General features: G+C 59.8%; 11 protein-coding genes and 1 pseudogene. 9 read left to right on the top strand and 3 right to left on the bottom strand.

The features are described from left to right. Positions 1 to 78: 78 nt before the first annotated feature. The 5 genes and pseudogenes from ACM6IQ_RS23460 to selO all read left to right on the top strand — a co-directional run. A pseudogene (locus ACM6IQ_RS23460) lies at positions 79 to 915 on the top strand (MCP four helix bundle domain-containing protein); the annotation flags it as partial. Then, positions 898 to 1,770, top strand: a complete 873-nt coding sequence (locus ACM6IQ_RS23455; protein ID WP_404942955.1) for a methyl-accepting chemotaxis protein — start codon at positions 898 to 900, stop codon at positions 1,768 to 1,770. The pseudogene ACM6IQ_RS23460 and the gene ACM6IQ_RS23455, both read left to right, overlap by 18 nt. 307 nt (positions 1,771 to 2,077) lie before the next feature. Further along, complete coding sequence (locus ACM6IQ_RS23450; protein ID WP_017336176.1) at positions 2,078 to 3,820, top strand: potassium/proton antiporter; 1,743 nt, start codon at positions 2,078 to 2,080, stop codon at positions 3,818 to 3,820. Between the two features lie 34 nt (positions 3,821 to 3,854). Then, the gene (gene mscK / locus ACM6IQ_RS23445; protein WP_017336175.1) at positions 3,855 to 7,205 is read left to right on the top strand and encodes a mechanosensitive channel MscK; all 3,351 of its coding nucleotides are present in this window, start codon (positions 3,855 to 3,857) and stop codon (positions 7,203 to 7,205) included. Between the two features lie 48 nt (positions 7,206 to 7,253). After that, positions 7,254 to 8,717, top strand: coding sequence for a protein adenylyltransferase SelO (selO, locus tag ACM6IQ_RS23440; RefSeq protein ID WP_414879964.1), 1,464 nt, complete (start codon positions 7,254 to 7,256; stop codon positions 8,715 to 8,717). Positions 8,718 to 8,723: 6 nt separating this feature from the next. On the opposite strand, the gene ACM6IQ_RS23435 is transcribed toward selO, so the two are convergent. Together ACM6IQ_RS23435 and ACM6IQ_RS23430 are read right to left on the bottom strand one after the other, a co-directional pair. Beyond that, the gene (locus ACM6IQ_RS23435) at positions 8,724 to 9,125 is read right to left on the bottom strand and encodes a helix-turn-helix domain-containing protein (protein ID WP_017336173.1); all 402 of its coding nucleotides are present in this window, start codon (positions 9,123 to 9,125) and stop codon (positions 8,724 to 8,726) included. Beyond that, positions 9,122 to 9,418 carry a type II toxin-antitoxin system HigB family toxin gene (locus ACM6IQ_RS23430; protein ID WP_017336172.1) on the bottom strand — a complete coding sequence of 99 codons (297 nt, stop codon included), beginning with the start codon at positions 9,416 to 9,418 and terminating at the stop codon, positions 9,122 to 9,124. The genes ACM6IQ_RS23435 and ACM6IQ_RS23430 overlap by 4 nt, the downstream gene beginning before the upstream one ends. A 193-nt stretch (positions 9,419 to 9,611) precedes the next feature. Here ACM6IQ_RS23430 and trxC point away from each other — a divergent pair, with 193 nt between their 5' ends. Continuing rightward, entirely contained in the window at positions 9,612 to 10,046 is a 435-nt protein-coding gene (gene trxC, locus ACM6IQ_RS23425) for a thioredoxin TrxC (protein WP_414879963.1), read from the top strand. A gap of 33 nt (positions 10,047 to 10,079) precedes the next feature. Here the strand turns inward: trxC and ACM6IQ_RS23420 are convergent, their stop codons facing one another. Further along, positions 10,080 to 10,850 (bottom strand): ParA family protein, encoded by a 771-nt coding sequence (locus tag ACM6IQ_RS23420; protein ID WP_017336170.1) that lies wholly within the window; start codon positions 10,848 to 10,850, stop codon positions 10,080 to 10,082. A 354-nt stretch (positions 10,851 to 11,204) separates the two neighbouring features. Between ACM6IQ_RS23420 and ACM6IQ_RS23415 the strand changes: the two genes are divergently transcribed. Genes ACM6IQ_RS23415 through ACM6IQ_RS23405 form a run of 3 tightly spaced genes read left to right on the top strand, consistent with a single transcriptional unit; the run spans position 11,205 to position 12,956 of the window. After that, the gene (locus ACM6IQ_RS23415) at positions 11,205 to 11,930 is read left to right on the top strand and encodes a beta-ketoacyl synthase chain length factor (RefSeq protein WP_017336169.1); all 726 of its coding nucleotides are present in this window, start codon (positions 11,205 to 11,207) and stop codon (positions 11,928 to 11,930) included. Continuing rightward, positions 11,906 to 12,715 (top strand): lysophospholipid acyltransferase family protein, encoded by an 810-nt coding sequence (locus ACM6IQ_RS23410; protein ID WP_017336168.1) that lies wholly within the window; start codon positions 11,906 to 11,908, stop codon positions 12,713 to 12,715. The genes ACM6IQ_RS23415 and ACM6IQ_RS23410 overlap by 25 nt, the downstream gene beginning before the upstream one ends. Then, positions 12,696 to 12,956 carry a phosphopantetheine-binding protein gene (locus ACM6IQ_RS23405; RefSeq protein WP_017336167.1) on the top strand — a complete coding sequence of 87 codons (261 nt, stop codon included), beginning with the start codon at positions 12,696 to 12,698 and terminating at the stop codon, positions 12,954 to 12,956. Before ACM6IQ_RS23410 ends, ACM6IQ_RS23405 begins: the two co-directional genes overlap by 20 nt. Position 12,957: the final 1 nt, after the last annotated feature.

Genomic DNA, 12,957 nt, shown 5'->3' with positions numbered 1-12,957 from the left:
TGGCGAATCTGGTTCCTGCACTTCGTCGCCGGGCCCTCGCTGCGACAAATACGCACAGGCATTCAAGACTTTAGTCGTATGACCGATAAGTCATCCATACGTCAGTCCCAGCGCCGCACGGCTGCGCTCTTTTCGGTAAACACCATGTCCCTTCGTAATATGAATATCGCGCCGCGGGCGTTCCTCGGCTTCGCTCTGATTGGCGGTCTGATGCTGGTTCTGGGTGTGTTTGCCTTGAACCAGATGAGCAAGATCCGTGGTGCCGGTGAAGACATCGCCTCCATGAGCGTACCGAGCATCAAAAGCCTGGATGAGTTCACCCAGCTGACCTTGCGACTTCGGGTCCTGTCCTATCGCTTGCTGGTAAACCGCGAACCTGATGTTCAGCAGAAAACCATGGAACTGTTCGACCTGCGCAACCAGCAGATCCGCGATGCCCAGAAAGTCTACGAGCAACTGATCGATGGCCCGGAAGAACGCGCCGCCTATGATAAGTACGTGCAGTTGCTGGCGCAGTATCGCCAACTCGAAGAGCGGATGAAGACGTTCTCGCGCAACAATCAGGTCGACGACCTGCGCAAGTTGTTGAACACCGAGTTGCTCGCCAACTCCGAAGAAGTCAACGCAGCCCTCGCGAAATTGCTTGAAATCAATACCCTGCAGATCGACAAAACCGACCGCAATGCAGGTGACCAGTATTCGATGTCTTTCAATCTGGTGATCACTTTGCTGGTCATCGCCACCGGCCTGACCGTGCTGTTTGCCTGGTTGCTGACCAACAGCATTACCAAACCGATCGCCAATGCCTTGAGCGCTGCCGAAGAAATCGCCGAAGGTAACCTGACTCGCCCGATCACCGTTGATGGCGAAGACGAAGCCGGTCGTTTGCTGCTGGCCATGTCGAAGATGCAGGACAAGCTGCGCGACACCCTGCAGCGGATTTCCGGCTCGGCCACGCAACTGGCCTCCGCCGCCGAAGAGCTCAACAGCGTCACCGACGAAAGCGCACGCGGCCTGACCCAACAGAACAACGAGATCGAACAGGCAGCCACCGCGGTCAACGAAATGACCAGCGCCGTGGAAGAAGTGGCGCGCAACGCGGTGAGCACGTCCGAAGCGTCGAAGAACGCCACCACATCGGCTGGCGATGGCCGCGATCTGGTTCAGGAAACCGTCAGCGCCATCGAACGCATGAGCGCCGATGTGCAGAGCACCGCCACGCTGATTGGCGACCTGGCGAATGAATCCCGTGACATCGGCAAGGTGCTGGATGTGATCCGTGGCTTGGCCGACCAGACCAACCTGCTGGCGTTGAACGCGGCGATCGAAGCCGCTCGCGCGGGTGAAGCCGGTCGTGGTTTTGCGGTAGTGGCGGACGAGGTCCGCGCCCTGGCGCATCGCACTCAGCAGTCGACCAGTGAAATCGAACGGATGATCGGCAGCATTCAAAGCGGCACCGAACACGCTGTGGATTCGATGCGCAACAGCACCGAGCGTGCCGAGTCGACCCTGAACATCGCCCGGGGTGCCGGCCTGTCGCTGGACACGATCAACAGCGCCATCGTCGAAATTAACGAACGCAACCTGGTCATCGCCAGCGCGGCCGAAGAGCAGGCGCAGGTGGCGCGGGAAGTGGATCGCAACCTGGTGAACATCCGTGATCTGTCGGTGCAATCGGCAACCGGGGCCAATCAGACCAGCGCAGCGAGCAATGAGCTGTCGCGGTTGGCGCTGGACCTGAACAACATGGTTGGGCGGTTCAGTCTCTAAAGAGCACCGCGAACTCTGTGGCGAGGGGATTTATCCCCGTTCGGCGGCGCAGCCGCCGTAAACCCATTGTTCCCGGTACACCTGATCAAACTCGTCTGAGGGTTTGGGGGTAGCTTCGCTACCCAACGGGGATAAATCCCCTCGCCACAGATAAATCCCCTCGCCACAGTGATCGAGCTCAACCCGGCGACGTTGTCGTTGCTGCAAAACCTTTTTGACAGCATCACATTTCAACAGGTTAGAATCGCTGGCACGCAGACTGCATGGTCAGTTTGTGCCCGCCTTTCAGCTTTCTGGAGTACTGCCTTTGAATGCGACGACCATCAACAGCCTGTTCTTGATCGGCGCGTTGCTGGTAGGTGCAAGCATTCTGGTGAGTTCACTTTCGTCCCGCCTCGGCATCCCGATTCTGGTGATTATCCTGGCCGTGGGCATGGCGGCCGGCGTCGATGGCGGCGGCATCATTTTCGATAACTACCCGACGGCCTATCTGGTCGGCAACCTCGCGCTGGCGGTGATCCTGCTCGACGGTGGCTTGCGAACCAGGGTGTCGAGTTTCCGCGTGGCGTTATGGCCGGCACTGTCGCTGGCCACGGTCGGCGTGCTGATTACCACCGGGCTGACCGGCATGGCCGCGGCGTGGCTGTTCAATCTGAACCTGATTCAAGGCCTGCTGATCGGTGCCATCGTCGGCTCCACGGATGCCGCGGCGGTGTTTTCGCTGCTCGGCGGCAAGGGCCTTAACGAACGGGTCACCGCCAGCCTCGAGATCGAATCCGGCAGCAACGACCCGATGGCGGTGTTCCTCACGGTCACCCTGATCGACATGCTCGCCAGCGGCGAAACCGGCCTGCACTGGAACCTGCTGGTGCATCTGGTGCGCGAGTTCGGCATCGGCGGCGTGATCGGCCTGGGTGGCGGCTGGTTGATGCTGCAGCTGGTCAACCGGATCAATCTGGCCACCGGCCTTTATCCGATTCTGGTGATTGCTGGCGGCCTGGTGGTGTTCGCCCTGACCAACGCCCTGCACGGCAGCGGTTTCCTTGCGGTTTACCTGTGCGGCCTGGTGATCGGCAACCGTCCGGTGCGCAGCCGCCACGGCATCTTGCACATGCTCGACGGCATGGCGTGGCTGGCGCAGATCGGCATGTTCCTGGTGCTGGGGCTGTTGGTGACGCCGCATGATTTATTGCCCATCGCCCTGCCCGCCCTGGGCCTGGCGCTGTGGATGATTCTGTTTGCACGGCCACTGTCGGTGATGGTCGGCCTGTTGCCGTTCAAGGCCTTCCACGGCCGGGAAAAAGCCTTTATTTCCTGGGTTGGCCTGCGTGGTGCGGTCCCGATCATCCTGGCGGTGTTCCCGCTGATGGCCGGCCTGCCCAACGCTCAGCTGTACTTCAACCTCGCGTTCTTTATCGTGCTGGTCTCGCTGCTGGTGCAGGGTACGAGCCTGCCATGGGTGGCGAAGCTGTTGAAGGTGACCGTTCCGCCCGAGCCGGCGCCGATCTCCCGCGCCGCGCTGGAAGTGCATGTCACCAGCGAGTGGGAGCTGTTCGTTTATCGCCTCGGCGCTGAAAAATGGTGCATCGGCTCGCCCCTTCGCGAACTGAAAATGCCCGAAGGCACGCGCATCGCGGCCCTGTTTCGTGGCCAGCAACTGCTCCATCCGTCGGGTAGTACGGTGCTCGAAGTCGATGATTTGCTGTGCGTAATCGGTCACGAACACAACCTTCCGGCCCTCGGAAAATTGTTCAGCCAGGCACCGCAACGAGGTCTGGATTTGCGCTTCTTCGGCGACTTCGTACTGGAAGGAGATGCCCAGTTGGCCGCGGTTGCTGCCCTGTACGGATTGAAAGTCGAGGGCATCGATCCGGATATGACTCTGGCCCGTTTCATTGCCCACAAAGTGGGCGGTGCGCCAGTGGTGGGTGACCAGGTGGAATGGAACAACACCATCTGGACCGTCGCGGTCATGGAGGGGAACAAGATCGGCAAAGTGGGCGTCAGATTCCCCGAAGGAAGTCGCCCGGGTCCGGGACTCTTCCTCTAAACTCCACACTTCGTCTCGTTTTCGATCGGTCTCTATGTCAACCCTGCGCACCTTTTTCATCATGGCCCTGCTGGGCTTGAGTCTTTCTGTCGGTACGTTGCAAGCGGCCGAACCGCCGTCCAGCGAAGCCGTGCAGGCAAACCTGGACAAGATTGCCGAGCGCAAACTGCCGGAAGCCGACCAAAAGGCCCTGCAGACCCTCCTGCAGAACACGCTGACCCAGCTCGAGAATAAGCGTGATTACGAGCGGAAGCTGACCGATCTCAAGCAGCAACTCGCCACGGCGCCGAAGCAGAACATCGAGAACCAGCGCGAACTGACTCGCCTCAAGGCCACCAACGTGACGCCGGTGGCGCAACGCTATAGCAAAGAGTCCATTCAGCAGCTGGAGCAGATGCTCACCGAGCGTTCGACCCAGCAAAGCGACATGCAAAAAGCCCTCGCCGAAGCGAACAGCCTGGTCATTACCGCCCAGACCCGGCCCGAGCGCGCCCAGGCTGAAATTTCCACCAGCCAGACGCGCATCCAGCAGATCAACAACATCCTCAAGGCTGGCAAGGACAACGGCAAGACCTTGAGCGGCGAACAGCGTGACCTGCTCAATGCCGAGCTGGCCGCACTGAACGCGCTGATCCCGCTGCGCCGCCAGGAACTGGCCGGCAACAGCCAGTTGCAGGATCTGGGCAACAGCCAGCATGACTTGCTGACGGAAAAAACCGATCGCCTGGACCGGGAGATCCAGGAGCTGCAAACCCTGATCAACCAGAAACGCCTGGCCCAGTCTCAGGAAACCGTGACGCAGCAGTCCATCGAGGCTCAGAAATCCGGCAGCAGCGCCCTGCTAGCCACCGAAAGCGCGGCCAATCTGAAGCTTTCCGACTATCTGCTCAAAAGCACTGACCGCTTGAACGTCGTCACCCAGCAGAACCTGCAAACCAAGCAGCAGCTGGACAACGTGACCCAGAGCGATTCGGCCCTGGACGAACAAATCAACGTGCTCAAGGGCAGCCTGCTGCTGTCGAAGATTCTCTACAAACAGAAACAGGGCCTGCCGCGCCTCAAGCTTGACCGTGACCTGGCCGACCAGATCGCCGATATCCGCTTGTATCAGTTCGAAGTCAGCCAGCAACGGGAACTGCTCAGCAACCCGGCGACCTACGTCGACAACCTGCTCTCGACCCAACCTCCCGAGCAAGTCACCCCGCAACTGCGCAAGAGCCTGCTGGAACTGGCCACGACCCGCGCCGACCTGCTGGAGCGGCTGAACCGCGAACTCAGCGCGGTGCTCAACGAATCGATCACGCTGCAACTCAATCAGAAACAGCTGCTCAGTACCGCGCAAAGCCTGCGGGCGACCCTCGATGAGCAGATGTTCTGGATTCCGAGCAACAAGCCGCTCGATCCGGAATGGATGCGCGGCGTGCCGGAGCGTCTGCAACGCCAGATCGCGACCCTGCCGCTGGCGTCGAGCGTGAGCGAACTGATCGACGGCCTGACACAGCGACCGCTGCTGTTCCTGCCGTTGGTTCTGCTGATCGGCGCCCTGTTGTGGCGTCGCAAAAGCCTGTACGCCCGACTGAACAAGGTTCACCAGGACATCGGCCACTTCAAGCGTGACAGCCAGCTGCACACGCCGCAGGCGATTCTGATCAATATTCTGCTGGCCATGCCGGTCGCACTGGGCCTGGCCTTGTGCGGCCTGGCCTTGCAGATCGACGCTCGCGGGCAGAACGCCAACATGGGCTCGGCCTTGTTGCAGATGGCCCAGGCCTGGCTGGTGTTCTACACCGCCTACCGGATCCTCGCGCCGGGCGGCGTCGCTGAACTGCATTTCCGCTGGGAAAAACCCCAGGTCGAATTCCTCCAGGGCTGGGTCCGCCGACTGGGTCTGGTGGTGATGGCCCTGGTCGCCGTGGTGGCGGTTGCCGAGCTGCAACCGGCAGCACTGGCCGATGACGTGCTCGGCATGCCGGTGGTACTGACCTGCTACGCACTGATGGCCTGGTTGCTCAGTCGCCTGCTGATCAGCAGCCCGACGCACCAGAACGCCTCACTGTTCCGCAAGGCGGTGGGCATCCTGTTCACCGCGTTGCCCATTGCGTTGTTCGTCGCCGTCTGCTTTGGCTACTACTACACCGCGCTGAAACTCAGCGACCGCTTGATCAACACCCTTTACCTGCTGATGTTCTGGCTGGTGATCGAAGCCACCTTCGTCCGAGGGCTCAGTGTTGCCGCACGGCGCCTGGCCTATCAGCGGGCGCTGGCCAAACGTCAGGCCGCCAAAGAGGCTGGCGACGGCGAAGCAGTGATCGAAGAGCCGACCCTGGACATCGAAAAGGTCAATGAACAGTCCCTGCGCCTGATTCGTCTGGCGCTACTCGGCGGGTTCATGGCCGCGCTGTACTGGGTCTGGTCTGACCTTATCTCGGTGTTCTCGTACCTGGACAACATCACCCTCTACGAATACACCAGCGGCACCGGCGCCAACATGAGCATGGTGCCGATCAGCATCGGCGACATGCTCGGTGCGCTGATCATCATCGGCATCACCTTCGCCCTCGCGCGCAACTTGCCGGGGCTGCTGGAAGTCCTGGTGTTGTCGAAGCTGAACCTGGCCCAGGGCAGCGCCTATGCCACGACCACGTTGCTGTCCTACGTGATCGCCGGCGTCGGTTTTGTCTCGACCCTGTCGACCCTCGGCGTGAGCTGGGACAAGTTGCAATGGCTGGTGGCGGCGCTCTCGGTCGGTCTTGGTTTCGGGATGCAGGAGATCTTTGCGAACTTCATTTCCGGCATCATGATCCTGTTCGAACGCCCGGTACGGATCGGCGACACCATCACCATCGGCAACCTGTCGGGCACGGTGAGCAAGATTCGCATCCGCGCCACGACCATCACCGACTTCGACCGCAAGGACATCATCGTCCCGAACAAGACGTTCATTACCGGGCAACTGATCAACTGGTCCCTGACCGACACCATCACCCGGGTGACCTTGAAGCTCGGCGTCGATTACGGCTCGGACCTGGACCTGGTGAAAGAACTGCTGCTGAAGGCTGCCCGGGACAATCCGCGTGTCTTGAAAGACCCCGAACCCCACGTGTACTTCCTGAACTTCGGCGAAAGTACCCTCGACCACGAGCTACGCATGCATGTGCGCGACCTCGGTGACCGTAACCCGGTGCTCGATGAGGTCAACCGCTTCATCAACCGCGAGTTCAAGAAACAGCACATCAACATCTCGTTCCGGCAGATGGAGGTTTACCTGAAGAACCTGCACGGCCAGGAATACAAAATGGTGCCGGTCGAGTCGGAAACCAAAACCATCGTGCCGCTGGTGGATGGCAAACCACCGCAAGAGCCACCAGCCGCCAAGCTCGACTAACCGCCCCGTCCCTAGCAGAATGCTCGGACATTCTGCTGGAGATGGCCGGTGAAAGCCCTCGACGAACTGACCTTCGATAACCGCTTCGATCGCCTGGGCGATACGTTTTCCGCCCACGTGCTGCCCGAGCCCATCGACAACCCGCGCCTCGTAGTCGCGAGCCCTGCCGCCATGGCGCTGCTCGACCTTGATCCGGCCGTGGCCGAAACCGGGGAGTTTGCCGAGCTGTTCAGCGGCCACAAGCTCTGGGCCGATGCGGTGCCTCGGGCGATGGTCTATTCCGGGCATCAGTTCGGTTCCTACAACCCGCAGCTGGGCGATGGTCGCGGCCTGTTGCTGGGCGAGGTCTACAACGAGGCCGGCGAACATTGGGACCTGCACCTCAAAGGTGCCGGCCAGACGCCTTTTTCGCGCATGGGCGATGGACGCGCGGTACTGCGTTCGTCTATCCGCGAGTTTCTCGCCTCAGAAGCCTTGCATGCACTGAACATCCCGACCACTCGCGCGTTGTGCGTGATCGGCTCCGACACGCCGGTGTGGCGCGAAAAACAGGAGCGCGCCGCCATGGTCCTGCGCCTGGCGCCGAGCCATGTGCGCTTCGGGCATTTCGAATATTTCTACTACACCAAACGCCCAGAGAAACAGAAAGAACTCGGCGAGCACGTGCTGGCCCTGCACTTCCCCGAATGCCTCGAACAGCCCGAACCTTATCTGGCGATGTTCCGCGAAATCGTCGAGCGCAATGCCGAGCTCATCGCCAAATGGCAGGCCTATGGTTTCTGCCACGGCGTGATGAACACCGACAACATGTCGATCCTCGGCATCACCTTCGATTTCGGCCCGTTCGCCTTCCTCGACGATTTCGACGCCAATTTCATCTGCAACCACTCCGATGACCAGGGCCGCTACTCCTTCAGCAACCAGGTGCCGATTGGTCAGTGGAACCTCAGCGCTTTGGCTCAAGCCTTGACGCCGTTCATCAGCGTCGAGGCCCTGCGTGAAACCCTGGGCCTGTACCTGCCGCTGTTCCAGGCTCACTATCTGGACCTGATGCGCCGCCGCCTCGGGTTCACCACCGCCGAAGACGACGACCAGAAACTGCTGGAACAGCTGCTGCAACTGATGCAGAACAGCGGCGTCGACTACAGTTTGTTCTTCCGCCGCCTCGGTGATGAATCACCGGAACCGGCCGTGGCCCGGTTGCGCGACGACTTCGTCGACATCAAGGGCTTCGATGCCTGGGCCGAGCGCTATGTCGCCCGTGTTGCACGCGAAGGTGAAGCTGATCAGGAACAGCGCCGCCAACGGATGCACGCGGTCAATCCGCTCTACATCCTGCGCAACTACCTGGCGCAGAAAGCCATCGACGCGGCGGAAAGCGGCGACTACTCAGAAGTTCGCCGGCTGCATGCGGTACTGAGCAAGCCATTCGAGGAGCAGCCGGGGAAGGAAAGCTATGCCGAGCGGCCGCCGGAGTGGGGGAAGCATTTGGAGATCAGTTGTTCTTCCTGAACCTGGCTAGATAAAGGTTTCCACTGACGTACCGAAGCGCTCGGCCAACCAACGGATCTGTCGCAGGTTGAGCTGACGCTTGCCGCTGAGGATTTCGGACACCACCGATTGAGTGCCAACACCAGGCAGATCGCTCTGAGTCAAACCGTGCTCGCGCATCATGTAACCAAGAACATCAGCACCACTGGCTTCGGGCATAGGGTGATGTTTGTGATCCCATTCCTCTATCCAGTCTCCGATGATGTCGACAAGACTCATTAGAGGATGCGACTCGTCATCACCTGTTATTTCGAGCAACTCATCGAGCGCAAGAACAAGCCTGTCGTAGTCGTCTTCGTTTTTCGGCTTCCGCAACAAGGGTGAAACAAACTCCCAGTGCTCAGCCGCCTGTTTGATCAATGCACTCATTCTTTTCCCTCCTTCCATTTTCCTCGGTCATATTCGCGATGATCCAGTACGTGCTTGATGTACAGCTTTTGGCTCCGGTACCTGACATATGCAATCAAGCGCAGCTTATTTCCCCCGATATCGAATACATGTAACTCCCCAACCTTGTCGGTCGCAGAAAACAACGACTTCATGGCGGCAAAATCACAAGGACTATTTCGCTTGAGCAGTCGATACCAATGGTCAAGCGCAGTTGCTGAATTTGGCCATTTTTCCTTTGAATCCCATATTCGTTTTTCAGAAAACACACGCATGCAATTTCCTTATCGCATTGGCTATGGATGAGTTAACCACAAGGAGTGAATATCGCAAGTTGCGATAATCTTCAGCCGACCGGCGGCGCGCCAGCGTTCTCCTAGCGTAGATTCGCTGCGATTGTTCGAACGGTTGAAAATATGAGCAAACGTCTCCAAATCAGGGGGACGGCTTCTTAAAAGGACCACCCTCATGACCGCCCCACTCCTCATCCCCTGCCCCCACTGCAACGGCCTCAACCGCATACCCGCCGAGCGCCTCGGCGACCATCCGAAATGTGGCCGCTGCAAGGGCGAAGTCCTGCTGAGCAAACCGTTCGAGCTGAAACAAGGCGATTACGCCAGCCAGATCAAGGGTGATTTGCCCTTGCTGGTGGACGTGTGGGCGGACTGGTGCGGGCCGTGCAAGTCGTTTGCGCCCGTGTTCGAGCAGGCAGCCAGTCAGCTGGCGGGCAAGTGCCGGTTGGCGAAACTGGACAGCGAGGCCAACCAGCAGTTGTCGGCGCAGTTGGGGATTCGCTCGATTCCGAGCCTGATTCTGTTCAAGAACGGTCGGGAAGTGGCGCGCCAGAGCGGGGCCTTTCCGTTGCCGCAGTTGATGAGCTGGTTACGTAGCCAGGGGATTTAATATCACCACAATGGCCGGCGTCGTTTGCGCGAATCAGGCGTTTTCCAGCAGGTTATGCAGCTCGACGAATTGCTGGGTCAGCTTGTGCCGTGGATCAAGATGGATCAGCGGTGTGTTGGCCTGATGCGATTCGCGCATGCGCACCGAACTCGCCAAATACACCGGCAACACCGGCAAACCTTCAGCAATCAGCTCATCGAGGATCTGCTGCGGCAGGCTGGCGCGGGCCTGGAACTGGTTGACGACGATACCCTCGACCTCCAGCCCTTCGTTATGGTCTTCCTTCAATTCTTCGATTTCCGCCAGCAGGCCGTACAGCGCCTGACGCGAGAAGCTGTCGCAGTCGAACGGAATCAGCACCCGATCAGCGGCAATCAACGCTGAAACCGCATAGAAATTCAGCGCTGGCGGGGTGTCGAGGTAGATCCGGTCATAATCGCCGTCCAGTTCCTCGAGCAATTTTCGCAGCTTGTTGATCTTGTGTTTCGCCTCAAGCTTGGGCTGCAAGTCGGCCAGCTCGGCAGTGGCGGTGATGACGTGGAGGTTGTCGAACGGGGTTTCGTAGATATCGACCTGGTTTTTCTTCGAGAACGGCCCCGAAGACAGTGTCTGCTTGAAGAAGTCGGCAATACCCATCGGAATGTCATTACCGGTGAGCCCGGTGAGGTACTGGGTAGAATTGGCCTGAGCGTCGAGATCCACCAGGAGGGTTCGATAGCCCTCGCTGGCACTGACCGCCGCCAGATTGCAGGCAATGCTGGATTTGCCTACGCCGCCTTTCTGATTGAATACCACGCGCCGCATGTCAAAACCTCCGTGTATCAAAGAATGACCGAGTGTAGTAGTCCACGGCGTCGCTTAGCTACCTCGCCGGCACAAGGACTACACAGTCAGGTGCAAACGCTCACTGAAAAAGCCGCCATCTCGTCAAGAAAAAGGCTCCCGGAGCCGACAGACATCCGCGACCCGATGTGGATAATGGCCAAACGACATCCACTCACGGACCAATCGGTACATTTCGTTGTGCAAAATGTAACCAGCATTTGCTACACGCCCGCCGCACCGGGATAATGCGCGCCACTCGACGCTAAGCGTCACGTAAGGTGAGTCGCGTTTTCGCGCCTCGTCGCGTCAAGAAAGCCCGCAGGGGCGGGATGAATGCCTGTGATCAACTTCAACATCGCCCAATGGCGCGCGTGGGCCCCTGGGCTCGAAAGCGTGGACGATTGGCAGGCCTGGAGCCGACAACCGGTCGCGCTGCCAAGCTGCGATGCTGCCCCCGACGTCTCGTTTCTGCCGGCCATGCAGCGGCGGCGGCTCAGCCGTCTTGCGCGGATGGCGTTCAGTGTCGGCTGGCCGTTGGCCGATGGTCGCCCTGATCTACCGTTGGTCTTTATTTCCCGCCACGGCGAAACCCCGCGCACCTTCGACATCCTCAGTGATCTGGCCGCCGATCAGCCACTGTCGCCGACCCAGTTCAGCCTGTCCGTGCATAACGCGGTCATCGGCCTGTGGTCGATCATGCGTGGCGAAACCAGTGAAATGACCGCCCTGGCCGCCGCCGGCGATGGCCTTGAACACGGCATGCTAGAGGCGGCGGCACTGCTTGCCGAAGGCGCGCCCGCGGTTCTGCTGGTGGTCACCGAAGAACAGCCTCCCGAAGCCTATTCGGACTGGATCGACGACGTGCCCTTTCCCTACGCGGTGGGTTTGTTGCTGACACCCGGCAACGATTGGCAGTTGTCCCTGAACAGCACTTCGGATGAGTTGTCCAAAGCCCACTGGCCCCATGCCCTGAATCTCTTGCGTACCCTGCTAGGCCAGCAGACCACCTGCCAACATGCCTGGAAAAATCGTGTATGGACCTGGCAACGCAACCTGTAAGTGAAAAAAACCGCGACGCCTATTACTGGCGTTTGCTGGCCACCGCCGCTAGTTTCACCCTCTTCGGACTGGGTGGGCTGTGCCTGCGCCTGGTGGTTTTTCCGGTGCTGGGCTGCCTGCCCGGCAGCGCACAGACGCACCGGCTACGCGCGCGGCAAACCGTCAGTCGCTGTTTCTGGTTTTTCGTCCGGTTCATGGCCCGTACCGGCGTGCTGACCTACGACATTGAGGGCGCGGAAAAACTCGGCCGCCCCGGGCAGATGATCATCGCCAATCACCCGTCGCTGATCGACGTGGTGTTCCTGATCGGCCTCGTACGCCATTCCAACTGCGTGGTCAAAAGCAGCCTTTGGGAAAACCCCTTTACCCGCGGCCCGCTACGCCGCACCGAATACATCAGCAACGACGGCAGCATGGACATGCTCGATGCGGCGGCCGACGCACTGAAAAGCGGCCAGACCCTGATCATTTTTCCGGAGGGCACCCGCACCCAGCCCGGTGAAACGCCCTCCTTTCATCGGGGTGCGGCGTCGATCGCACTGCGCGGTGCGAAAATTCTCACCCCGGTGGTCATCAAGGTCAGCCCGACCACGTTGACCAAGGCCGAACCCTGGTATCGGATCCCCAAACGCCGCGTGCACTTCAGTTTTCGGGTCGGGGCCGATATAGACCCACAGGCCTTCGCCGTGCAAGGGCCCGCGCCTCAAGCCTCGCGCAAGCTCAATGATTACTTGCATCACTACTTTATTAAGGAGCTCGCCGAAGATGAGCGATCTGCACCGTGAAATCAAAGAACTGATTATCGAAGCCCTGGGCCTCGAAGACATCAGCGTCGACGACATCGGCAATAACCAGACTTTGTTTGGCGAAGGCCTGGGCCTGGACTCCGTCGACGCCCTGGAGCTCGGCCTGGCGATCCAGAAAAAGTACGGCATCAAAATCGACGCCGACGCCAAGGACACCCGTAATCACTTCAGCAACGTGGCGAGCCTTGCGGCGTTCGTCACCGCAAAACAGGCAGCTTGAG

Source organism: Pseudomonas sp. IT-P100 (assembly GCF_949767185.1).
GTDB lineage: Bacteria > Pseudomonadota > Gammaproteobacteria > Pseudomonadales > Pseudomonadaceae > Aquipseudomonas > Aquipseudomonas fluorescens_B.
This window is presented reverse-complemented; position numbering and strand designations above follow the sequence as displayed.

What these genes read in the sequence shown, in the direction of transcription:
- ACM6IQ_RS23435 (WP_017336173.1), bottom strand. Translation starts at nt 9,125, where the DNA reads ATGAGTGCATTGATCAAACAGGCGGCTGAGCACTGGGAGTTTGTTTCA.
- ACM6IQ_RS23430 (WP_017336172.1), bottom strand. Translation starts at nt 9,418, where the DNA reads ATGCGTGTGTTTTCTGAAAAACGAATATGGGATTCAAAGGAAAAATGG.
- ACM6IQ_RS23410 (WP_017336168.1), top strand. Translation starts at nt 11,906, where the DNA reads ATGGACCTGGCAACGCAACCTGTAAGTGAAAAAAACCGCGACGCCTAT.
- mscK (WP_017336175.1), top strand. Translation starts at nt 3,855, where the DNA reads ATGTCAACCCTGCGCACCTTTTTCATCATGGCCCTGCTGGGCTTGAGT.
- ACM6IQ_RS23420 (WP_017336170.1), bottom strand. Translation starts at nt 10,850, where the DNA reads ATGCGGCGCGTGGTATTCAATCAGAAAGGCGGCGTAGGCAAATCCAGC.
- trxC (WP_414879963.1), top strand. Translation starts at nt 9,612, where the DNA reads ATGACCGCCCCACTCCTCATCCCCTGCCCCCACTGCAACGGCCTCAAC.
- ACM6IQ_RS23405 (WP_017336167.1), top strand. Translation starts at nt 12,696, where the DNA reads ATGAGCGATCTGCACCGTGAAATCAAAGAACTGATTATCGAAGCCCTG.
- ACM6IQ_RS23415 (WP_017336169.1), top strand. Translation starts at nt 11,205, where the DNA reads ATGCCTGTGATCAACTTCAACATCGCCCAATGGCGCGCGTGGGCCCCT.
- ACM6IQ_RS23455 (WP_404942955.1), top strand. Translation starts at nt 898, where the DNA reads ATGTCGAAGATGCAGGACAAGCTGCGCGACACCCTGCAGCGGATTTCC.